The sequence below is a fragment of the Pseudorhodobacter ferrugineus DSM 5888 genome (assembly GCF_000420745.1).
In the GTDB taxonomy this organism is placed as follows: Bacteria; Pseudomonadota; Alphaproteobacteria; order Rhodobacterales; family Rhodobacteraceae; genus Pseudorhodobacter; species Pseudorhodobacter ferrugineus.
Genome location: NZ_ATVN01000005.1, coordinates 125,624 through 145,642, shown reverse-complemented (window position 1 = coordinate 145,642; position 20,019 = coordinate 125,624). Strand labels below are relative to the sequence as shown.

General features: G+C 57.6%; 21 protein-coding genes. 14 read left to right on the top strand and 7 right to left on the bottom strand.

Features of this window, described 5'->3' with window-relative positions:
- Positions 1-78: 78 nt before the first annotated feature.
- The 3 genes from purL to grxD all read left to right on the top strand — a co-directional run bounded on the left by purL (position 79) and on the right by grxD (position 2,972).
- Positions 79-2,238, top strand: a complete 2,160-nt coding sequence (gene purL, locus G560_RS0106525; RefSeq protein ID WP_028913807.1) for a phosphoribosylformylglycinamidine synthase subunit PurL — start codon at positions 79-81, stop codon at positions 2,236-2,238.
- Positions 2,239-2,299: 61 nt separating this feature from the next.
- Positions 2,300-2,536 (top strand): BolA/IbaG family iron-sulfur metabolism protein, encoded by a 237-nt coding sequence (locus G560_RS0106520; RefSeq protein ID WP_028913806.1) that lies wholly within the window; start codon positions 2,300-2,302, stop codon positions 2,534-2,536.
- 73 nt (positions 2,537-2,609) lie between these two features.
- A complete protein-coding gene (gene grxD / locus G560_RS0106515; RefSeq protein ID WP_022703506.1) occupies positions 2,610-2,972 on the top strand; it encodes a Grx4 family monothiol glutaredoxin in 363 nt (120 codons plus the stop codon).
- Positions 2,973-3,081: 109 nt separating this feature from the next.
- On the opposite strand, the gene G560_RS0106510 is transcribed toward grxD, so the two are convergent.
- Both G560_RS0106510 and G560_RS0106505 read right to left on the bottom strand, forming a co-directional pair.
- Positions 3,082-3,462, bottom strand: coding sequence for a cell division protein ZapA (locus G560_RS0106510; protein ID WP_022703505.1), 381 nt, complete (start codon positions 3,460-3,462; stop codon positions 3,082-3,084).
- Entirely contained in the window at positions 3,455-4,024 is a 570-nt protein-coding gene (locus G560_RS0106505) for a hypothetical protein (RefSeq protein ID WP_022703504.1), read from the bottom strand. Before G560_RS0106505 ends, G560_RS0106510 begins: the two co-directional genes overlap by 8 nt.
- 341 nt (positions 4,025-4,365) lie before the next feature.
- Between G560_RS0106505 and tkt the strand changes: the two genes are divergently transcribed.
- Together tkt and rpiB are read left to right on the top strand one after the other, a co-directional pair.
- The gene (gene tkt, locus G560_RS0106500) at positions 4,366-6,387 is read left to right on the top strand and encodes a transketolase (protein ID WP_022703503.1); all 2,022 of its coding nucleotides are present in this window, start codon (positions 4,366-4,368) and stop codon (positions 6,385-6,387) included.
- Positions 6,388-6,659: 272 nt separating this feature from the next.
- Positions 6,660-7,103: a ribose 5-phosphate isomerase B gene (gene rpiB, locus G560_RS0106495; protein WP_022703502.1), complete on the top strand. Its 444-nt coding sequence runs from the start codon at positions 6,660-6,662 to the stop codon at positions 7,101-7,103.
- A 223-nt stretch (positions 7,104-7,326) separates the two neighbouring features.
- On the opposite strand, the gene G560_RS0106490 is transcribed toward rpiB, so the two are convergent.
- Both G560_RS0106490 and G560_RS0106485 read right to left on the bottom strand, forming a co-directional pair.
- A complete protein-coding gene (locus G560_RS0106490) occupies positions 7,327-8,433 on the bottom strand; it encodes a hypothetical protein (RefSeq protein ID WP_022703501.1) in 1,107 nt (368 codons plus the stop codon).
- Positions 8,434-8,658: 225 nt separating this feature from the next.
- On the bottom strand, positions 8,659-9,603 hold the full coding sequence (locus tag G560_RS0106485) for a DUF808 domain-containing protein (RefSeq protein WP_022703500.1): 945 nt from the start codon (positions 9,601-9,603) through the stop codon (positions 8,659-8,661).
- A gap of 202 nt (positions 9,604-9,805) precedes the next feature.
- On the opposite strand from G560_RS0106485, the gene gap (G560_RS0106480) reads away from it, so the two are divergent.
- The 5 genes from gap (G560_RS0106480) (at position 9,806) to G560_RS21290 (ending at position 13,142) form a co-directional block, all read left to right on the top strand.
- On the top strand, positions 9,806-10,804 hold the full coding sequence (gene gap, locus G560_RS0106480) for a type I glyceraldehyde-3-phosphate dehydrogenase (RefSeq protein WP_028913804.1): 999 nt from the start codon (positions 9,806-9,808) through the stop codon (positions 10,802-10,804).
- 40 nt (positions 10,805-10,844) lie between these two features.
- Positions 10,845-10,988 (top strand): hypothetical protein, encoded by a 144-nt coding sequence (locus tag G560_RS0106475; RefSeq protein WP_022703498.1) that lies wholly within the window; start codon positions 10,845-10,847, stop codon positions 10,986-10,988.
- A gap of 92 nt (positions 10,989-11,080) precedes the next feature.
- On the top strand, positions 11,081-12,082 hold the full coding sequence (gap, locus tag G560_RS0106470; protein WP_022703497.1) for a type I glyceraldehyde-3-phosphate dehydrogenase: 1,002 nt from the start codon (positions 11,081-11,083) through the stop codon (positions 12,080-12,082).
- Positions 12,083-12,233: 151 nt separating this feature from the next.
- Complete coding sequence (locus tag G560_RS0106465; protein WP_022703496.1) at positions 12,234-12,857, top strand: MarC family protein; 624 nt, start codon at positions 12,234-12,236, stop codon at positions 12,855-12,857.
- Positions 12,858-12,980: 123 nt separating this feature from the next.
- Positions 12,981-13,142 (top strand): DUF1127 domain-containing protein, encoded by a 162-nt coding sequence (locus tag G560_RS21290; RefSeq protein ID WP_022703495.1) that lies wholly within the window; start codon positions 12,981-12,983, stop codon positions 13,140-13,142.
- Between the two features lie 57 nt (positions 13,143-13,199).
- On the opposite strand, the gene coaD is transcribed toward G560_RS21290, so the two are convergent.
- The 3 genes from coaD to G560_RS0106445 all read right to left on the bottom strand — a co-directional run bounded on the left by coaD (position 13,200) and on the right by G560_RS0106445 (position 15,151).
- A complete protein-coding gene (gene coaD / locus G560_RS0106455; protein WP_022703494.1) occupies positions 13,200-13,691 on the bottom strand; it encodes a pantetheine-phosphate adenylyltransferase in 492 nt (163 codons plus the stop codon).
- Between the two features lie 71 nt (positions 13,692-13,762).
- Positions 13,763-14,197, bottom strand: coding sequence for a CBS domain-containing protein (locus tag G560_RS0106450; RefSeq protein ID WP_022703493.1), 435 nt, complete (start codon positions 14,195-14,197; stop codon positions 13,763-13,765).
- Between the two features lie 54 nt (positions 14,198-14,251).
- Positions 14,252-15,151, bottom strand: coding sequence for a LysR family transcriptional regulator (locus G560_RS0106445; protein ID WP_022703492.1), 900 nt, complete (start codon positions 15,149-15,151; stop codon positions 14,252-14,254).
- A 102-nt stretch (positions 15,152-15,253) separates the two neighbouring features.
- Between G560_RS0106445 and G560_RS0106440 the strand changes: the two genes are divergently transcribed.
- The 4 genes from G560_RS0106440 (at position 15,254) to mmsB (ending at position 19,943) form a co-directional block, all read left to right on the top strand.
- Positions 15,254-16,753 (top strand): CoA-acylating methylmalonate-semialdehyde dehydrogenase, encoded by a 1,500-nt coding sequence (locus tag G560_RS0106440; RefSeq protein WP_022703491.1) that lies wholly within the window; start codon positions 15,254-15,256, stop codon positions 16,751-16,753.
- A 141-nt stretch (positions 16,754-16,894) separates the two neighbouring features.
- Entirely contained in the window at positions 16,895-18,037 is a 1,143-nt protein-coding gene (locus G560_RS0106435; protein WP_022703490.1) for an acyl-CoA dehydrogenase family protein, read from the top strand.
- Complete coding sequence (locus G560_RS0106430) at positions 18,034-19,074, top strand: enoyl-CoA hydratase/isomerase family protein (protein ID WP_022703489.1); 1,041 nt, start codon at positions 18,034-18,036, stop codon at positions 19,072-19,074. Before G560_RS0106435 ends, G560_RS0106430 begins: the two co-directional genes overlap by 4 nt.
- The gene (mmsB, locus tag G560_RS0106425) at positions 19,071-19,943 is read left to right on the top strand and encodes a 3-hydroxyisobutyrate dehydrogenase (RefSeq protein ID WP_022703488.1); all 873 of its coding nucleotides are present in this window, start codon (positions 19,071-19,073) and stop codon (positions 19,941-19,943) included. The genes G560_RS0106430 and mmsB overlap by 4 nt, the downstream gene beginning before the upstream one ends.
- Positions 19,944-20,019: the final 76 nt, after the last annotated feature.

Genomic DNA, 20,019 nt, shown 5'->3' with positions numbered 1-20,019 from the left:
TGGTTTGTCCCTTTTCCCTTCCCCTTTGCGCCGCATTGGCCTATGGACGCGGCATCAATTGACCGATGGGAAACAGCCATGACCGACCCAGTGATCACGCCCGAACTTATCGCCGTCCACGGGCTGAAGCCCGATGAATACGAGCGTTTGCTAGAGATCATTGGCCGCGAGCCGACCTATACGGAACTTGGCATCTTTTCGGCGATGTGGAACGAACATTGTTCTTACAAATCGTCGAAAAAATGGCTGCGCACCTTGCCCACGACAGGCCCGCAGGTGATTTGCGGACCGGGCGAAAACGCGGGCGTGGTCGATATCGGCGACGGTCAGGCCGTGATTTTCAAAATGGAAAGCCATAACCACCCCAGCTATATTGAACCCCACCAAGGGGCCGCCACGGGCGTTGGTGGCATTTTGCGCGATGTGTTCACCATGGGCGCGCGCCCGATTGCCGCGATGAATGCGCTGTCGTTTGGCCTGCCCTCGCACCCCAAAACCGCCCATCTGGTCAAAGGTGTAATCGAAGGCGTGGGCAGCTATGGCAACGCCTTTGGCGTGCCAACCGTCGGCGGCGAAGTTCGGTTTCACGCCTCCTATAACGGCAACTGCCTTGTAAACGCTTTTGCCGCCGGTCTGGCCGATGCGGATAAGATTTTCTATTCAGTGGCCAGCGGCGTGGGCATGCCTGTGGTCTACCTCGGCGCCAAGACGGGCCGTGACGGTGTTGGCGGTGCCACAATGGCATCTGCGGAATTTGACGACACGATTGAAGAAAAGCGCCCCACGGTGCAAGTCGGCGACCCCTTTACCGAAAAGCGGCTGCTAGAGGCGTGTTTGGAGTTGATGCAAACCGGCGCTGTGATTTCCATTCAGGACATGGGGGCCGCGGGCCTGACCTGTTCGGCCGTGGAAATGGGCGACAAGGGCAAGCTGGGCATTAAGCTGCAACTGAACGACGTGCCGCAGCGCGAGGCCAACATGACGGCCTATGAGATGATGCTGTCGGAAAGCCAAGAACGCATGCTGATGGTTCTGAACCCAGAACTTGAGGCGGTGGCCCGTGCGATTTTTGTGAAATGGGACCTGGATTTTGCCATCGTCGGCGAAACCATCCCCGAAGACCGTTTCCTGATTATGCAAGGCAATGCGGTGATGGCCGATCTGCCCTTGTCAAAACTCGCCTCTTCGGCCCCCGAATATGACCGCCCTTGGGTGGAAACATCTGCGGCTGGCCCCGTTGGCGATGTGCCTGCCATCACCCCTCTCGACGGTTTGCGCGCCCTGATCGGCAGCCCGAACTATGCCCACAAGGCCTGGGTTTATGAACAATATGACAGCATGGTCATGGCCGATACTGTGCGCAGCCCTGGTCTTGGCGCGGGCGTTGTGCGTGTACATGGCACGCCAAAGCTGCTGGCGTTTACGTCCGATGTGACGCCGCGCTATGTTAAGGCCAACCCGTTTGAAGGCGGCAAGCAAGCGGTAGCCGAAGCGTACCGCAACCTGTGCGCCGTGGGTGCGCGGCCCTTGGCCTCGACCGACAACCTGAACTTTGGCAACCCCGAAAAGCCTGAAATCATGGGGCAATTCGTTGGCGCAATCAAAGGTATCGGTGCGGCGGTTGCGGCACTGGATATGCCCATCGTGTCGGGCAACGTGTCGCTTTACAACGAAACTGACGGCACCGGCATTCTGCCCACCCCCACCATTGGCGCAGTCGGCCTCTTGGCCTCGGCGGATGAACTGATCGCAGGCGTGCCGCAAGCGGGTGACATGCTTCTGGTCATTGGCACAACGCAGGGTCATCTTGGCCAATCGGCGCTGCTGGCCGAGGCGTTTGGGATGGAAACCGGCGATGCCCCCGCAGTGGACTTAAAGGCCGAGCGCAAACACGGCGAGTTCCTGCGCAAGCACCGCAAACTGCTGCGCGCGGCCACCGATCTGGGCGATGGCGGCCTGGCCCTTGCCGCGTTCGAGATGGCCGATGCCGCACAAACCGGCGTTTGGGTCGACAGCCATTCAATCGGTCAGTTGTTTGGCGAGGATCAGGCCCGCTATCTGGTGGCCTGCGAGGTTGGCAAAGCCGCCGAATTGATCGAAGCTGGTGAGAAAGCTGGCGTCAAAGTGACACAGATGGGCCAGTTTGGTGGCACCTCCGTCGGCTTTGGCACAGACTCCGCCCCGCTTGCAGTTTTGTCAGCCCTTTATCATTCGGCTTTTGCAAAGGCCGTTGGCTGATCTTGCACGCCGTAACCGTCCGCCCTACATTGAACCCCAGATAACCCAACAGGACGCCGCAATGCCAATCACCGCGCAAGAAATAGAACTGCTGATCCGTGAAAGCTTTCCTAACGCCAAAGTGCGTGTCGAAGGCGATGATGGCGCGCATTTTTCCGCCGAGGTGATTGATGAAAGCTTTCGTGGCCAAAACCGCGTACAACAACAGCGCGCCGTAATGAAAGCACTGAAAGGCAAGATGGATGGGCCGCAAGGCGAATTGCATGCGCTTGGCCTAACCACCAAAGCACCCGACTGATACGTCCACCGGCTTGGTTTTGCCCGCGGTATTGGCGACGAAACCGACCGTCCCCCAGACAGGAAACAAGATAATGACTGACGCAAAAGCACAGATCCAGGACACCATCACAAAAAATGACGTTGTGTTGTTCATGAAAGGCACCAAAACCGCTCCACAATGTGGATTTTCCAGCCGCATCGCTGGTGTGTTGAACTTTATGGGCGTCGATTTCGCCGACGTAAACGTTCTGGAAGATGCCGATATCCGCCAAGGGATCAAGGATTTCTCGGATTGGCCAACCATCCCCCAGCTGTACATCAAAGGTGAGTTTGTCGGTGGCTGCGACATCATCACAGAAATGACGCTGAACGGAGAATTGGACCAGATGTTTGAGGCGAACGGTGTGACCTTCAACAAAGACGCCGCCGAAAAAATCCGCGAAGCCAACGCCTGAAACAACTTTCTCTTCGATTAAAATATCATCGGGGGGCAGGTATTTTGCGCCCTCGAAAAATAGCGTAAGGGGGCAGACAGCCCCCTTTTTTCATCACTATCACAATGGCTTATCGCCCAGACTTAACCTTGTCCTCAACCTTGGCCGCCAACGCCTCGGCCCGCGCGGCAATCTCGGCCAGCGTTTCGGGAATTTGCGGTGGGATCACGGCGACTTCTATCTTTACAGGTTCTGGCACGGGTTGGTTTTCCAGCTCCTCAACTCGTGCTTTCAACACACGCAGCTGATCTTCAACAGATGCTGTGCGGTCCGCAAGCATCAATCCCGCCATAAGCAGCATCCGCCCCTCAGGCAAACGCCCCATCTGTGTGACCAGCGGTTGCGCCTCGGTGTCCAGCATCGCGGCGGCGGTTTGCAGAAAATGTTCTTCGCCCTCTTGGCAGGCAACCATGAAACTGCGGCCGCCGATTGTAATTTCCAATTCAGCCATTGGCGCGGGCCTCCTCAATCAGCGGCTTTAACTCGGCCAGAATTTCATCCATTTCAGCGGTTTCCGTGTGGCGGGTCGCGCGCAGGCTTTCCAACTCCGCCAACATCGCTTTGTTAATCAGATGCGGTTCAACCATGTTATCTGCCGCCGCTTCATGCAAAACGCGCAAATGTTCGCGCAGCTGCACCGTTGATTTGCGCATGCGTTGCAGCTCTAACCCCTGCACATCCAACTGCTGCGTCATCTTTTCAACCTTGGCCTCCAACTGGCCTTGGCTTGAATGTTCGCGTTCCTTTAGCGACTTCAGGCGTTCGGCCATTTGGGCAACACTGGCTTTTTCAGTCGCCAAGGCGGCTTTCAGTTTCGCAATCTCGGCTTCAAGCTCTGAAATTTGACTGGTTTGCACTGCAGGCACCACATTGGGCGCAGGTTGGGCAATGGCCGGGGCTGTATCGGCGGCAACGGACTCGGCCTGTGTCCACTTGTCCAGCCCCGCGCCAATGCGCCCCAAGGCTGCGGTAATCCGCCGTTCAAGTTCTGCGATATTGCTGTGGTCACTCATTCAAATGCCCCCTTTGCCTCTGCCGTGCCGCCCTTTGAACAAGGTGCTGTTTCTCTTGACCTGATAGGCAAAGCCGCGTCTGCGCAGCCCCCACAAGCCTCTTATAATTCGAACCAAGCGAATCGCCTTGGTCAAGCGTTAAAGTGATCTTATCCCAAACTTCAGGGGAATTGCGCCCCCCTTTAGGATCAAGCGCTTGCCAGACGTGCTTGATCTTGCCGACAAGGCTGATATGCAGCTTTCAAGCTTTTTGGCAAAGGTGATTTCTTACCGCTGCCCCCCCACACGCTTAGGCATCCGCTTTCCGGCGCTGCTTAGGGACAACTCGAAGGATCAAAGTTTTGGATATTGCCACCCTGCGCGCCCAGCACCCTGACCATTGGAAAAAAGCCTGCGCCATTCGCACCTTGACGCTGGATGCCGTTGCCGCTGCAAATTCTGGCCATTCCGGCATGCCGATGGGGATGGCCGATGTGGCGACTGTGCTTTTTGAAAAACATCTGAAATTTGATCCATCCGCCCCGCATTGGCCGGACCGCGACCGTTTTATCCTTTCGGCAGGTCACGGGTCGATGCTGATCTATTCGCTTTTGCACCTGACGGGTTATGCCGACATGACGCTGGAGCAGATCAAAAATTTCCGTCAATGGGGGGCCATTACTGCGGGCCATCCTGAATATGGCCACGCCACAGGTGTTGAAACCACCACGGGTCCTTTGGGTCAGGGCATTGCCAACGGCGTGGGGTTCGCCATGGCCGAGGAACATCTGCGCGCCGTTTGGGGTGCCAAGCTGCAAGATCACCACACTTATGTCATCGCAGGTGATGGCTGTTTGATGGAAGGCGTCAGCCAAGAGGCGATTGCCTTGGCCGGCAAGCAGCAATTGTCGCGCCTGATCGTGATGTGGGATAACAACGGTATCACCATTGATGGCAAGGTGTCCTTGTCCGATATCACCGACCAAAAGGCGCGTTTTGCGGCCAGCGGTTGGGATGTGTTCGAATGTGATGGTCATGACCCCGTGGATATTGACCGCGCGATTACGGCGGCCAAGGCGTCTGCACGCCCTGCGATGATTGCCTGTGCGACCCACATCGCGCTGGGGTCGTCGGCGCAGGATACGTCCAAAGGGCACGGCGCACTCACTTCGCCCGATTTGATCGCAGAGACACGCAAGGTTTACGGCTGGCCCCACGGCCCGTTCGACATTCCTGCCGACATCAAAGCCGCGTGGGAAACCATCGGCGCGCGTGGTCTGGAGCCCCGAAAAGCATGGGAAGGCCGTCTGGCCGAGCTTTCGGAATCTCGCAAGGGTGAGTTCAACCGGATTTTCCGTGGCGAGGCCCCTGCCAAGCTGGCATCGGTTGTGCGGGCGCTGAAAAAGCAGGCTGTTGAGACTATGCCAAAACTGGCCACCCGATCGGCGTCAGAAAAAGCGCTGGAGGTGATTAATCCGGTGATGAAGGAAACGATGGGCGGGTCGGCCGATCTAACCGGCTCAAACAATACCAAAACCGGCGATCTTGGCATGTTTTCGGCTGAGGACCGGACTGGGCGCTATGTCTATTACGGGATCCGCGAGCATGGGATGGCCGCCGCGATGAACGGGATGGCCCTGCATGGCGGCGTGCGGCCCTATTCGGGCACATTTATGTGCTTTACCGACTATGCCCGCCCCTCGATGCGCCTGTCGGCCCTGATGGGGGTTCCCGTGGTTTATGTGATGACCCACGATTCTATCGGCCTGGGCGAGGATGGCCCGACCCACCAGCCTGTTGAACACCTCGCGATCAGCCGCGCCACGCCGAATACGCTGGTTTTGCGGCCAGCGGATCAGGTGGAAACGGCTGAAGCGTGGGAGGTTGCGTTTTCGCAGACTAAGACCCCGTCGGTGATGGCTTTGTCGCGCCAAGGGGTGCCTGCGGTTCGCAAGACCCATTCCAACCAGAATCTGGTCGCCAAGGGGGCTTATGTTTTGGCCGAGGCCGAGGCCAAGCGGCAGGTCATTTTGATCGCGACGGGGACCGAGGTGGAAATCGCCCTGAAAGCCCGAGATTTGCTGGAGGCCGAAGGGATCGGGGCGCGGGTTGTTTCGATGCCGTGTATGGAGCTGTTTGCCGAGCAAGACGATGCATATCGCCGCAAAATTCTGCCCCCCGGTCCGGTTCGGGTGGCGATTGAAGCCGGGGTTCGGACGGGCTGGGATCGCTGGCTTTTGGGCCAGGGCGGGCGCGAGCAAAAGGCGGCGTTTGTGGGGATGGAGGGCTTTGGGGCCTCGGCCCCGGCAGAGCGGCTGTATCAGGAATTTGGCATCACGGCAGAGGTTGCGGTGGCACGCGCCAAGGCCATGCTGGGGCTGTGATCTTGGGAATTTCCGCGGGCTGTTCGCGCGCGGACATTTTAGAAATCTGATAAATTACAAACTGTTATAATTTCTTGTTAACCTGAAATTAACCTGCGCGGTCCCTCTCCGCGCGGGTTTTTGCTTGCCCCCTTCCTGTGCTTTTGGCGGAGGGCTGAGTGGATATTTAAGTCAAAGAGAAAGTTGCGGCGTTTGCGCAAACTGGCTTTTTCTGGAACTGGTTTCGCGCTATGGCGTGGGGAGACTATTGTGATGTTAGGCGAGGATACCCCATGACGAGCAAGACCCGTATTGTGCTGTCGAGCGACCATGCTGCGATTGATCTGCGCCAAGCGATTGCGGCGCATATTCAGGCGCGCGGTTTTGAGGTGGTCGACATCGGACCAGTCACGACCGAGAGCACACATTATCCTATGCACGGCCGCGCGGCGGCAGAGCATGTCGCTGCGGGCAAGAGTGATTTGGGGATTATCATTTGTGGCACAGGCCAAGGCATCATGATGGCGGCCAATAAGGTGGCGGGCATTCGTTGCGGTGTGTGCTGTGACACGTTTTCGGCGCGGATGATCCGGCAGCATAATAACGCCAATATGCTGGCTCTGGGCGCGCGGGTGGTGGGCGGCGGGCTTGCCTTGGATATTGTGGACGCGTTTTTGGATGCCGCGTTTGAAGGGGGTCGCCACGCAACGCGGGTCGCGATGATTGAACCTGTGTAAGGGGCAAGGGGGCAGTTGCCCTGCCCTGCGCAGGATTGATGCGTAGGAGGGCTTGGCTGGAGCGCAGATAGGTATTTGGGCCAAGATGAAATGGTTTGGGTGCTTGCTAACGCAGGCAAGGCAAAAACCTTCAACAACGGGTCAGGTTTTGAATGGGTTTTTTGGCGGCGGGAAAAGAACAGGTTTTCTAGCGTACCAAAAAGGAGGGTTTTTGGGACGGTTTTTATCTGATCCCAAAGGTTGAAAGATCGTTGGTTATGATTTCGCGAAACAGGCGCGCCACGATATCTGGGGCACTCTCGCAGGGGGGTGCGCCTGGTATTACCACCCTGACGATTACTCGGTTGTCGACAAATGCCTCAATCCCCGTTCCATCGATCCTCTCTCGCCCGACGAACCTTTCAGTGTTTCTTCGCATATAGACATTCTTCACTTCTCCATCAGTTCCCCCCGGACTCGCCCAACGTCCACTGGTGCGCATAGCTTCTTCAATCATGACCTCCGATGCGGACAACTCTACGATAACGCGGCAGTCTTTAAGTTCGAGCGTTGCTGATGCAGAAGGGGCGGAAGTCAAGATTGATGGCATCGGCAAATCCCATGGAGTTCGTTCACTTGACGGAGCGGATTTAACAATATCCAGCGGGCTATCGGTAGGCAGTGGGATCATGCGCGCAAGATAGTGCGCCTGTATCTCAAGGCCGTCGACAAAACGTATTAACGCACTTTGTTGCTCAGCGAATGTTTCAGATCCAAAAATTTCTGCGGCGTCAAACGCAAGCATTGCTTCGCCAAACTGATCGATAGCAGAAAGCCCCATATCGATTGCGGCTTGGCTTCTATCGCCCTTCGCAACGAATGCTAAAATACCAGACGAACATCCTTGAATATCAACCCCACTGCGCATGATATGCCAGTCGCCGGCTTCAAAAAAACGAAACGCATCAGATTTTACGCGCCCGTTGGCAATACCTGATTTCTTGTTTTCAATCGCTTCACACTGAAGTCTTGCTGACGTGGGATCAAGGAAAAAGGTCACCCGCATTTCTTGTTCAACATGTTCGCATACAAGACTGAGGGTGGGAATTGCCTCGATTGCGCCGGACATTGAGGAAGGCAAAGTCATATCTGGAGTGCAGAACCACCCAGAAACTGATGGCATTTTCTGCGATAAATCCTCCTCCAGCCGCGAGGAAAGGTCCGAGGCAGTGCGCCAAGCATCAGTAACTTCAGTTCTAAGCTGATAGACCTCTGTTTTATCCTGCGCATGGGATAGCGAAGCAGAAAAAATGAGAACAATATTGTAAACCACTGTGAATATATTTCTCATGATTATTCCTATCTGAAATTTTGTAGATCTGATTGTAGTTAGTTCTTCGACATGTCGTAAAATCGTGGCAATAACGTGTCGGCTCGTCGAAACTACACAGTTCCTAAAACCACCGTTTTTGGAAGGATATGAAAAGCGGGTATTATTATAGCCGCCACAAAAGCTGGCTTTGGCCGCAGTGCGGGCATCATACACTGTTTGTGACTTGGGCGGCTGCGCCCTGCCCTAATGCGCGGCTTTTTTGCCTGTGATGGTGGCGATCAGCGGGCCGATGAGTTTGGTGACGATGGGGATCAGCAGAATGCCAAGGCCAAGGCCGACTATACCATCAAGGGCGGCGGTGGTGGCCCATTTGATAAAGCCTTGGGCGCTGGTTACGGCATTGCCGGCGGCAAGTGATGCGTGGTGGATCTGGTCATAAATCCATGGCCAGCCGAGGACTTCGAGCCCGTGGGTGATGATATTGCCGCCGACCCAGAGCATGGCGCCCGTGCCGATGACAGAAAGGGCCGCCAGCAGGTACGGCATGAAGCGGACAAGGCCGCGACCAAACGCGCGCGAGGCGGCAAGCCGCATATTGGCGGCCATGTGCAGGCCCACATCATCCATTTTCACGATCAGCGCCACAACGCCGTAAACGGCCGCAGTGATGCCCACGGCGACCACCGCAAGGGTGGCAGTTTGCATGTATATATTCGGGGCCTCGATCACCGAAAGCGAGATGGTCATGATTTCGGCCGAGAGGATGAAGTCGGTTTTGATGGCCCCTGCGACGCGGGCTTCCTCTAGATGCGCGGGATCGCGGGGGGTCAGGTCTTGCTCAATCTCATGGCTGGCATGGGGGAACAGGGCGTGGACGATTTTTTCAGCCCCTTCAAAGCAGAGATAAGCGCCACCGAACATAAGAAGCGGCGTGATGGCCCAAGGCGCGAAGTTGGAGAGCAACAAAGCGGCGGGCAGCAGGAAGATCAGTTTGTTTTTCAGCGAGCCTTTGGTAATGCGCCAGATCATCGGCAGTTCGCGCGCAGGCGCAAGGCCGGTGACATAGGTGGGCGTCACGGCGGCATCGTCGATCAGCACACCTGCGGTTTTGGAGCCGGCCTTGGCGGCGGCGGCGGCGACCTTGGCGATTGCTGCAACATCATCCAAAAGGGCGAGTAGGCCGCTCATCGTATATCCTTTTTCGTGAGGTTATGGACAGAGTACCAAAGATGGCGCGCAGGGCAAGGCGTTAGCGGAAACGGGGGATTGTGTTAGCGCCAACAGGTTAGGTTTGCGCTAACACGCTGTAATATATTCGTTTTTAGACTTTGAAATGCAACTGGCCTTGTGTATTCGGACAAAGACGCTGAGCGGATATGAGGGTTTTGCTGTGACAATCACCATCGGGATCAACGGGTTTGGACGGATCGGGCGCTGCACCTTGGCGCATATCGCGGAAAGTGCGCGCAATGATGTGCAGGTGGTGGCGATCAATGCCACGGGGCCGATTGCGACGAACGCGCATTTGCTGAAATACGATTCGGTGCATGGGCGGTTTCCGGGGATTGTGCGGGTATCGGGCGATACGCTGGACCTTGGGCGCGGGCCGATGCGGGTGATGAGCACGTATAACCCAGAAGAGCTGGACTGGGACGGCGTCGATGTGGTGCTGGAATGTTCGGGCAAGTTTAACGACCGCGATGCGGCGGCGGTACATTTGTCGCGCGGGGCCAAGCGGGTGTTGGTATCTGCGCCAGCGAAACGCGCGGACAAGACTGTTGTGTACGGGGTGAACCATCGGCAGTTAACCACGGACCATCATGTGGTGTCGAACGGGTCGTGTACGACGAATTGTCTGGCGCCATTGGCCAAGGTTTTGAACGATGCGATCGGGATCGAGTCCGGGATCATGACGACGATCCACAGCTATACCGGCGATCAACCCACATTGGACCGCCGCCATGATGATTTGTACCGCGCGCGGTCGGCGGCGATGGCGATGATCCCGACATCCACGGGCGCAGCCAAGGCGCTGGGCGAGGTGTTGCCGGAACTGGCGGGCAAGCTGGATGGCACGTCAATGCGGGTGCCGACGCCGAATGTGTCGGCGGTGGATTTGACCTTTATCGCCAACAAATCGGTGACGGTGGCCGAGGTGAATGAAATCGTGCGCGAGGCGGCTGCGGGCTATATGGGGATGGTTTTGGCCTATGACCCCGAGCCGAAGGTGTCTATTGACTTCAATCACACACCGCATTCCTCTATCTTTGCGCCGGATCAGACCAAGGTTGTGGGCAGATCGGTGCGCGTGCTGGCGTGGTACGACAATGAATGGGGCTTTTCCTGCCGGATGGCCGATGTGGCCGGCGCGATGGGGCGGCTGTTGTAAAAAACGGGCAGCATTTGCGGCCCGAGGTGTTAGGGACCGTATGACGAACAAGCTTGCTGTTTGGCTGGGGATGCTGATTTTCGTCGCGGTTTTGGGGGATATATTCCTGAACGGCGGCGCATCTTTGCTGTTCTTGATGCGCAAATTCGCGGTTTTCATAGATTTTGTGTCATTCTGGCGGTGAGTACGGCAAGCTGGGCTTGAAATTTGCGCTGATTTGGTGATGTTAGCGCTAGCAATCGGGGGCCCTTCCCCGCCAAGCATAAGGAATTTGCCATGACCGTTAAAGTTGCCATCAATGGATTTGGTCGTATTGGCCGCAACATTTTGCGCGCGATTATTGAATCGGGGCGCACGGATATTGAGGTGGTCGCCATCAATGATCTGGGACCTGTTGAGACGAATGCGCATTTGCTGCGGTTCGATTCGGTGCATGGGCGGTTTCCGGGCACTGTGATGACGACCGAGACGACGATTGACGTGGGCCGTGGGCCGATTGCGGTGACCGCCATTCGCAACCCTGCCGAATTGCCTTGGAGCCATGTTGATATCGTCATGGAATGCACCGGCATTTTCACTGACAAAGACAAGGCGCAAATCCATCTGGAAAATGGCGCAAGCCGCGTATTGGTTTCGGCCCCGTCAAAGGGCGCGGATAAAACTATCGTTTACGGGGTGAACCATCACACGCTGACGGCCGATGATGTGATCGTTTCCAACGCGTCTTGCACTACCAACTGCCTGTCGCCCGTGGCCAAGGTGTTGAACGATGCGATTGGCATCACCAAAGGCTTTATGACCACGATCCACAGCTATACCGGCGATCAGCCGACGCTGGACACGATGCACAAGGATTTGTACCGCGCACGGGCTGCGGCGCTCAGCATGATCCCGACGTCAACCGGCGCCGCCAAGGCCGTGGGGCTGGTGTTGCCGGAGCTGAACGGCAAGCTCGACGGTGTGGCCATTCGCGTGCCAACGCCGAATGTGTCAGTTGTGGACCTGACGTTCGAATCCGCGCGCCCAACGACCGTTGAGGAAGTGAATGCGGCGATTATTGCGGCGGCAAACGGGCCGTTGAAAGGCGTTTTGGGCTATACCGACCAACCAAACGTATCATCCGATTTCAACCATGATCCGCGTTCATCTATTTTCCATCTGGACCAAACCAAGGTGCTGGACGGCAACATGGTGCGGATTTTGACTTGGTATGACAATGAATGGGGCTTTTCCAACCGCATGGCCGATACGGCCGTGGCGATGGGAAAACTGCTGTAACAAAGTCAGACAGTTTCGGCAGAAAGGCGCCCGCTGTGGCGCCTTTTTAATTGGTTGTATTTGGGCTTGGCTGGATATTGGCGGGCGCACTTGTAAGCTGGGAATAAGCCCAGCGGCGGCGTTAATGGGCGGGGCACGAAAAGGCGGGGCGATGCAGATTTCAACCACACTTATTCAGGAATTTATCACGCTTTGGGTGGTGATTGACCCTATCGGAACGCTGCCGGTGTTTCTGGCGGTGACATTCGGGGCCTCTGCCGCGACATCGCGCAAGGTGGCGTTGCGCGCGGTGTTGATCGCCTTTGCCGTTTTGCTGACCTTCATCGTCTTTGGGCAGTTGGTGCTGGACGCGCTGGGGCTGGGCCTGCCCTCTTTTCAGATTGCGGGCGGGCTTGTGCTGTTTTTGTTCGCGCTGTCGATGATTTTTGGCGTGTCAAAACCAGAATCGGAAGTGGCCGAGTGGGACCATAACGCCTCGGCTGTATTTCCCTTGGCGATGCCGTCGATTGCATCCCCCGGCGCGATGTTGGCTGTGGTGATTCTGACGGACAACGACCGGTTTTCGATTGCACATCAGGCGATGACGGCAGGTCTGATGGCGCTTGTGTTGGGGATTACCTTGCTGATTTTGCTGGCGGCGGCCCCAATTCATCGGATTATCGGTGCGACGGGCGCGTCAGTTGTTAGCCGTGTTATGGGAATCATTCTGGCGGCGGTGGCAGTGGATGCAATTTTGAAGGGTTTTGTCGTTCTTGGGGTCATCGCGCCATTCTGAGCCATGCAGTTTGTGCATGGCGGCTTGACGCTGCTGCCAGTTGTTAGCGCAAGCATTTCCCCCGATATGGAGAGAATAAGAAGTTTTGGCATGGGGCCAAGCTTTGGATGGACGTGAGGACATATGAAAACGCTTATCAATAAACTGCAAACCGCGCTGAAAAATCGGGCGCGCTATATCGCAACACGCAATGAGATTGCACACCTGCCGCTGGATGTGGCATTGGATCTTGGGCTGTTTCGCGGAGATGCGGACCGCATTGCCCAAAAGGCGGTTTGGAACTAAGGCCACAGGGCCTGTCTGGGCATAGCGCCCGGAGGCTGGAGGCTGTGGAGGCCGAGTTTACTTATACCGCTCTACCAAGGCATCGCGCACCGCGGGCGGCACGAATTTGGTGATATCCCCACCCAGCCGCGCAATTTCCTTGACCAGCTTGGATGCTATGGCCTGACGCCGCGCGTCGGCCATCAGGAAGACGGTTTCAATCGACGAATCCAACGCGCGGTTCATGCCAACCATTTGAAATTCATATTCAAAATCGGCTACGGCGCGCAGGCCGCGGATGATGACGGTCGCCCCTACATCGCGGGCGCAATCAATCAGCAGGTTTTCAAACGGGTGGACAACGATTTGGCCGCCGGTTTTGGCGGTGATCGCGGCGCATTCCGCCTCGACCATGGCCACGCGTTCTTCGAGCGTGAACAAGGGGCTTTTGTCGCGGTTGATGGCGACGCCGATCACCAGCTTATCGACCAGCGCCATTGCGCGTTGGATAATATCGGTATGGCCCAAAGTGACCGGGTCAAAGGTTCCGGGGTACAGACCTATACGCATGGCAGCTTTCCTTGTACTTGCTGGGCCACGCAACATTATTGCGCGCCAGATTGCAAGCGGGTTTTAGGGGGTTAAAACCCCTTGATCATGCCTTCCAGCGCGTCTTTTTCCATCGACAGTTCCGACAGCCGTGCCTTGACCACATCCCCGATGGAAATCAGGCCGATCATGACTTCGCCGTCCATAACCGGCATGTGGCGAAAGCGGCCATCGGTCATTTTCTGCATGACGCTGTCGGCGCTGTCGGCATTGGTGCAGCCAATCAGCTTGGTGGTCATGACCTGATCCACTGTGTCGGTCATGCAGACAACACCGCGTTTGCCCAGTTCGCGCACGATATCGCGCTCGGACAGGATGCCTGCGGGGTGTTTGCCATCCTTTGACACAATGATCGCGCCGATGCGTTTGTCCGACAGCAAGGCCGCGGCCTCGCTTAGGGTGGCATGGGGGGCGAGAGTGAACACCTTGCCCGTGGGTTTCGATGACAGGATTTGTTTGACCAGCATAGCGTCCTCCTTCGTGACCGTTAGTATCAGGGTCGTCTGGCGGGGGGCTGTGTGTCAAGCGATTGATTTGGGGTGCGCTTCCAGCCGTTGCAATTCGCGGCGCAGGCCGATGGCCAGCAGGTCGGCGAATGTGTTAAGGCGCTTGATCGGCGCATCATCGGCGTGGCGCACCAGCCAGAAGCTGCGGGTCAGCGCCACAGTTTCGGGCAAGACCTGCACCAGTTCGGGGGCAAAGGGCATGGCGAAATCGTGGACCATGCCAACCCCTGCCCCTGCGCGCATCAGCTGGGTTTGCACCGAGACAGAGTTGGACGCGAGGTTGGGCGCGGATGCGAATTCGCCAAGATAATCCAGTTCTTTGTCGAAAATCATATCGGCTATGTAGCCGACGATGCGGTGGTGTTTCAGGTCTTCGCGGCAGGTGATGGCTGGGTTTTGCGCAAGGTATTGGCGTGAGGCGGCGAGGTGGAGGTGGTAATCGGTCAGTTTTTGCACGGTCAGGCGGCCGGTTTCGGGGCGCGACACGGCGATGGCCATATCGGCCTCGCGTTTGGACAGGTTGAACACGCGCGGCAAGGCGACGAGCTGGATTTCAAGGCTGGGGTGATCGGCGCTGATTTGGGCCAGGACCTGAGGCAGAAGGTAGTTCGCGCTGCCATCGGGGGCGCCAAGGCGGATTTGGCCGGAGAGGGCCTCATTGCCTGTGTGCAGGCTTTCGCTTGCCGTGGCGGCGGCTGTTTCGGTGGCCAAAGCGGGGTCCATCAGGCGTTGGCCTGCATCGGTCAGGGCATAGCCTTGTGGGGTTTTGGTGAAAAGGCGCGTGGCAAGGGTGGATTCGAGGCGGGCAATGCGGCGGCCTACTGTGGCGGGGTCGATGCGCAGGGTTTTGCCCGCGCCGGACAGGGATTCGGCCCGCGCCACAGCCAGAAATATGCGCAGATCGTCCCAGTCCATGTGGTTACCCCTGCAAATATGCAAAACGCTTTTGGAATATTGCCCCTTTATCGCGCGATTTTGCAAGGCTAGGGTGAGGGAAAGTCACATCTGGAGGATGCTATGCAAGAGTTGAGCCATTGGATTAACGGCAAACACGTTAAAGGGACATCGGGGCGGTTTGCCGATGTGTTTAACCCAGCGACGGGCGAAGTGCAGGCACGGGTGCCTTTGGCATCCAAGGCCGAGCTGGACGCAGCCGTTGCCGATGCCGCCAAGGCGCAAGTCGCTTGGGGGGCCACCAACCCGCAAAAGCGGGGCCGCGTGATGATGGCGATGGTTGGCCTGATCAACCGCGATATGGAAAAGCTGGCCGAGGCGCTATCGCGCGAGCATGGCAAGACCATTCCCGATGCCAAGGGCGATGTGCAACGCGGGCTTGAGGTGATCGAGTTTTGCATCAACGCGGCACAGATGCTGAAGGGCGATTTTACGGATAGCGCTGGCCCCGGGATTGATATGTATTCGATGCGCCAGCCCTTGGGTGTGGCGGCTGGCATTACGCCGTTCAACTTTCCGGCGATGATACCATTGTGGAAAATGGGCCCGGCGTTGGCCTGCGGGAACGCGTTTATTTTGAAACCGTCCGAGCGTGACCCGTCGGTGCCGTTGATGCTGGCCGAGCTGTTCAAGGAAGCGGGGCTGCCGGACGGCGTTTTGCAGGTGGTAAACGGTGACAAGGAATCGGTCGATGCGATTTTGGACAATGAAACTGTGCAAGCGATTGGCTTTGTCGGGTCGACCCCGATTGCGGAATATATCTATGGGCGCGGCTGTTCCAACGGCAAGCGAGTGCAGTGTTTTGGTGGTGCCAAGAACCACATGATCATTATGCCGGATGCCGATTTGGACCAGGCGGCGGATGCGCTGATTGGGGCGGGTTTTGGGGCTGCTGGCGAGCGCTGCATGGCTATTTCGGTCGCGGTGCCAGTGGGGGAGGCTACGGCAGACGCGCTGATTGCCAAGCTGATCCCGCGGATTGAGAAGCTAAAGGTTGGCCCTTACACGGCGGGCAATGATATTGATTATGGCCCTGTTGTGACGGCGGCGGCCAAGGCGAACATCCTGAAGCTGGTCGAGTCTGGTGTGGCGCAAGGGGCCAAGCTGGTCGTCGACGGGCGCGGGTTTAAGTTGCAGGGCTATGAGGATGGCTATTTCGTGGGGCCGCATTTGTTTGACCATGTGACCACGGATATGGAGATTTACCGCAAGGAGATTTTTGGGCCGGTGCTGTCCTGTGTGCGGGCCAAGACCTATGAGGAGGCCGTGGGCTATGCGATGGACCATGAATATGGCAATGGCACCGCGATTTTCACCCGCGATGGTGACACGGCGCGCGACTTTGCAGCGCGGATCAATGTGGGGATGGTGGGGATTAACGTGCCTATTCCGGTGCCGCTGGCCTATCACACCTTTGGCGGTTGGAAAAAATCGGGCTTTGGCGATTTGAACCAGCATGGGCCGGATGCGTTCCGCTTTTATACGCGGACCAAGACTGTGACGGCGCGCTGGCCTTCGGGGATTAAAGAAGGTGGTGAGTTTAACTTTAAGGCGATGGATTGATCGGACCAAGCTGGGGGCGCACGCGCCCCCAGACCCCCTGTGGATATTTTCGAACAGAAAAAGGGTTTGAAACAGTGTTGAAAGAGTTGTGAATTAAACATTTGTTCAATTCTGACTGATCCTTGTAGAGAGGCCCCTGCCATGAGCATTTCCCTGACCGAAGAACAGCACGCAATTTTTGAAATGGCCCAAGGATTTGGTGCCGAAAAGATTGCGCCCTTTGCGCGTGAATGGGAAAAAGCGGAGAATATTCCGAAAGACCTTTGGCCAGAGGTGGCAGCGCTTGGTCTGGGCGGGATCTATGTTTCTGAAGAGTTTGGCGGATCGGGGTTGTCGCGGTTGGATGCGACCTTGGTATTTGAAGCCTTGTCTATGGCCTGTCCGTCAGTGGCCGCGTTTTTGTCGATCCACAATATGTGCGGCGGGATGATTGACAAGTTTGGCAGCGCTGAGGCCAAGGCGCGGTGGTTGCCGCGGATCTGTTCGATGGAGACGGTGTTTTCCTATTGCCTGACCGAGCCTGCATCGGGGTCGGATGCAGCGGCGTTGAAGACGCGGGCGGTGCGGGGGAATGATGGGCTCCGGATGACCGGAACCAAGGCGTTTATTTCGGGGGGCGGTTATTCGGACGCCTATATCGTGATGGCGCGGACGGGGGACGCGGGGCCCAAGGGGATTTCGGCGTTGATTGTCGAGGACGGGGCCGAGGGGCTGTCGTTTGGCGGGCTGGAGGACAAGATGGGCTGGCGGTCGCAGCCGACGCGACAGGTGCAGTTGGATGATTGTTTGGTGCCTGCGGACAACTTGCTGGGCGAGGAAGGGCGCGGGTTTTCCTATGCGATGGCGGGGTTGGACGGCGGGCGGTTGAACATTGCGGCCTGTGCTTTGGGCGGGGCGCAGGCGGCGCTAGATGCGACGTTGACCTATATGGGCGAGCGTAAGGCGTTTGGCCAAAGCATCGACCAGTTTCAGGGTTTGCAGTTTCGGTTGGCCGATATGGAGGTGAAGTTGCAAACCGCGCGGGTGTTTTTACGCCATGCGGCGGGGTTGCTGGATGCGGGCGCGCCCGAGGCCACCAAGTTTTGTGCGATGGCGAAGCTGTATGTGACGGACGCCTGTTTTGAGGTGGCGAACGGCTGTTTGCAGCTGCATGGCGGCTATGGCTATTTGGCCGATTACGGGATTGAAAAGATCGTGCGCGATTTGCGGGTGCATCAGATTTTGGAAGGCACGAACGAGATTATGCGCGTGATTATTGCGCGGCAAATGTTGGCTGCAAGATGAGCGACATTCTGATCAGGGTTGAGGGGCGGTGCGGGCGCGTGACGCTGAACCGACCTGCGGCGTTGAACGCGTTAAGCGAGGCGATGTGTGGGGCGCTGGATGCGGCGTTGATGGCGTGGGCCGAGGATGATGACGTAGATTTGGTGGTGATTGATGCCGCAGGCGCGCGTGCCTTTTGCGCCGGTGGCGATATTGCCGAGCTGTATACCGCAGGAATGGCGGGCAATTTTGCGCATGGCCAAGATTTCTGGCGCAAGGAATACCGGATGAACCTGCGGATTGCGGGGTATCCGAAGCCTGTGGTCAGCTTGATGCAGGGTTTTACGATGGGCGGCGGGGTTGGTGTGGGCTGCCATGCGCGCACCCGCGTTGTCGGGGAGACAAGCCAGATTGCGATGCCGGAATGCGGGATCGGGTTGGTGCCGGATGTCGGCGGGTCGTTTCTGCTCGCGCTTGGGATGGGGCGGTTGGGTGAGTATTTGGGCACCACGGGCACGCGGATGGGGCCTGCCGATGCGATCTATGCAGGCTTTGCGGATGTGTTTGTGCCTGAGGCCGAGTGGCCTGCATTGATTGCAGCGCTGGTTTTGGACGGTGTGGGCGCGTTGGAGCGGTTTGTTCGCCCGGCCCCCGAGGGCGCGTTGTCGAGGCAGCAAGCGGCGATTGACCGCCATTTTGGCGGTGAGACTTTGGGCGATATTGCGCGGTCCTTGCGCGGCGATGACAGTGATTTTGCCGTTGGGGCGCTGAAGGCGCTGGGGCGCGTGTCGCCGCTGGCGGCAAGTGCGGCTGTGGAGATGCAGCACCGTTTGGGGGACAGCCCCACCCTGCCCCGCGCGCTGGAGCTGGAGTACCGCTATACCCACCGCGCGCAGGAACAGGGCGATTTTCTGGAAGGTATTCGGGCGGCGGTGATTGATAAGGACCGCGCGCCGCGGTGGTTGCACGGGAGTATTGAGGCGGTTAGTGGCGCTGCGGTAGCGGCGATGTTGATGCCTTTGGGGGCGCAGGCCTGGACAGTGGAGGAGAGGCTATGAAGATCGGGTTTATCGGCTTGGGCAATATGGGCGGGCCGATGGCGGCCAATCTGGTGGCCGCGGGGCATGAGGTTGTTGGGTTTGATTTGACAGCTCCAATGCCGGCAGGGGTCGTGGCGGCGGGATCGGCGGCACAGGCGGCGCAAGGGGCGGAGGTGGTGATTACCATGCTCCCGAACGGTGCGATATTGCGGGCCGTGGCGGGTGAGGTGATCCCTGCAATGGCGGCGGGGGCGGTGCTGTGTGATTGTTCGACTGTCGATGTGGACAGCGCGCGGGCCGTGGCCGAGCAGGCCGTGGAGGCGGGGTTGGATGCCTTGGATGCGCCGGTTTCGGGCGGGGTTGGCGGGGCCACGGCAGGCACGTTGACCTTTATGGTCGGCGGGTCGGATGCGGCATTTGCGACCGTGCAGCCGTTGTTTGCGGTTATGGGCCAAAAGGCGGTGCATTGCGGGGCTGCGGGGGCCGGACAATCGGCCAAGATTTGCAACAACATGATTTTGGGCGTCACGATGATTGCCACCTGCGAGGCCTTTGCTTTGGCTGACAAACTGGGGCTGGACCGGCAAAAGATGTTTGATGTGGTCAGTACCTCATCGGGTTATTCATGGACGATGAACGCCTATTGCCCTGCCCCGGGTGTTGGGCCCAAAAGCCCGGCTGACAATGGCTATGCCCCCGGTTTTGCGGCGGAACTGATGCTGAAGGATTTGCGCCTGTCACAGCAAGCAGCCGAAGCGGTGGACGCAGACACGCCGATGGGCGCTGCGGCGGCTGCCCTCTATGCGCGGTTTGTTGAGGATGAGGATGGCAATGGCCGCGATTTCAGTGCGATGTTGCCTCGGTTTGAAAAACGCGGGCGCGGCTGACTTGGATCAATTGCAATAATTGGAATATGATTTATATTAAGCGGGTAAGGGCAATTCCTGCCCGCTTAGGAGTATG

Excerpts from the sequence above, each read along its gene's own strand:
- G560_RS0106465 (WP_022703496.1), top strand. The coding sequence starts at position 12,234 with ATGCAGATTTCAACCACACTTATTCAGGAATTTATCACGCTTTGGGTG.
- G560_RS0106435 (WP_022703490.1), top strand. The coding sequence starts at position 16,895 with ATGAGCATTTCCCTGACCGAAGAACAGCACGCAATTTTTGAAATGGCC.
- G560_RS0106445 (WP_022703492.1), bottom strand. The coding sequence starts at position 15,151 with ATGGACTGGGACGATCTGCGCATATTTCTGGCTGTGGCGCGGGCCGAA.
- G560_RS0106450 (WP_022703493.1), bottom strand. The coding sequence starts at position 14,197 with ATGCTGGTCAAACAAATCCTGTCATCGAAACCCACGGGCAAGGTGTTC.
- G560_RS0106520 (WP_028913806.1), top strand. The coding sequence starts at position 2,300 with ATGCCAATCACCGCGCAAGAAATAGAACTGCTGATCCGTGAAAGCTTT.
- G560_RS0106485 (WP_022703500.1), bottom strand. The coding sequence starts at position 9,603 with ATGAGCGGCCTACTCGCCCTTTTGGATGATGTTGCAGCAATCGCCAAG.
- purL (WP_028913807.1), top strand. The coding sequence starts at position 79 with ATGACCGACCCAGTGATCACGCCCGAACTTATCGCCGTCCACGGGCTG.
- G560_RS0106510 (WP_022703505.1), bottom strand. The coding sequence starts at position 3,462 with ATGGCTGAATTGGAAATTACAATCGGCGGCCGCAGTTTCATGGTTGCC.
- G560_RS21290 (WP_022703495.1), top strand. The coding sequence starts at position 12,981 with ATGAAAACGCTTATCAATAAACTGCAAACCGCGCTGAAAAATCGGGCG.
- G560_RS0106475 (WP_022703498.1), top strand. The coding sequence starts at position 10,845 with ATGACGAACAAGCTTGCTGTTTGGCTGGGGATGCTGATTTTCGTCGCG.
- G560_RS0106430 (WP_022703489.1), top strand. The coding sequence starts at position 18,034 with ATGAGCGACATTCTGATCAGGGTTGAGGGGCGGTGCGGGCGCGTGACG.
- G560_RS0106490 (WP_022703501.1), bottom strand. The coding sequence starts at position 8,433 with ATGAGAAATATATTCACAGTGGTTTACAATATTGTTCTCATTTTTTCT.
- coaD (WP_022703494.1), bottom strand. The coding sequence starts at position 13,691 with ATGCGTATAGGTCTGTACCCCGGAACCTTTGACCCGGTCACTTTGGGC.
- grxD (WP_022703506.1), top strand. The coding sequence starts at position 2,610 with ATGACTGACGCAAAAGCACAGATCCAGGACACCATCACAAAAAATGAC.
- gap (WP_022703497.1), top strand. The coding sequence starts at position 11,081 with ATGACCGTTAAAGTTGCCATCAATGGATTTGGTCGTATTGGCCGCAAC.
- G560_RS0106505 (WP_022703504.1), bottom strand. The coding sequence starts at position 4,024 with ATGAGTGACCACAGCAATATCGCAGAACTTGAACGGCGGATTACCGCA.
- mmsB (WP_022703488.1), top strand. The coding sequence starts at position 19,071 with ATGAAGATCGGGTTTATCGGCTTGGGCAATATGGGCGGGCCGATGGCG.
- G560_RS0106440 (WP_022703491.1), top strand. The coding sequence starts at position 15,254 with ATGCAAGAGTTGAGCCATTGGATTAACGGCAAACACGTTAAAGGGACA.
- rpiB (WP_022703502.1), top strand. The coding sequence starts at position 6,660 with ATGACGAGCAAGACCCGTATTGTGCTGTCGAGCGACCATGCTGCGATT.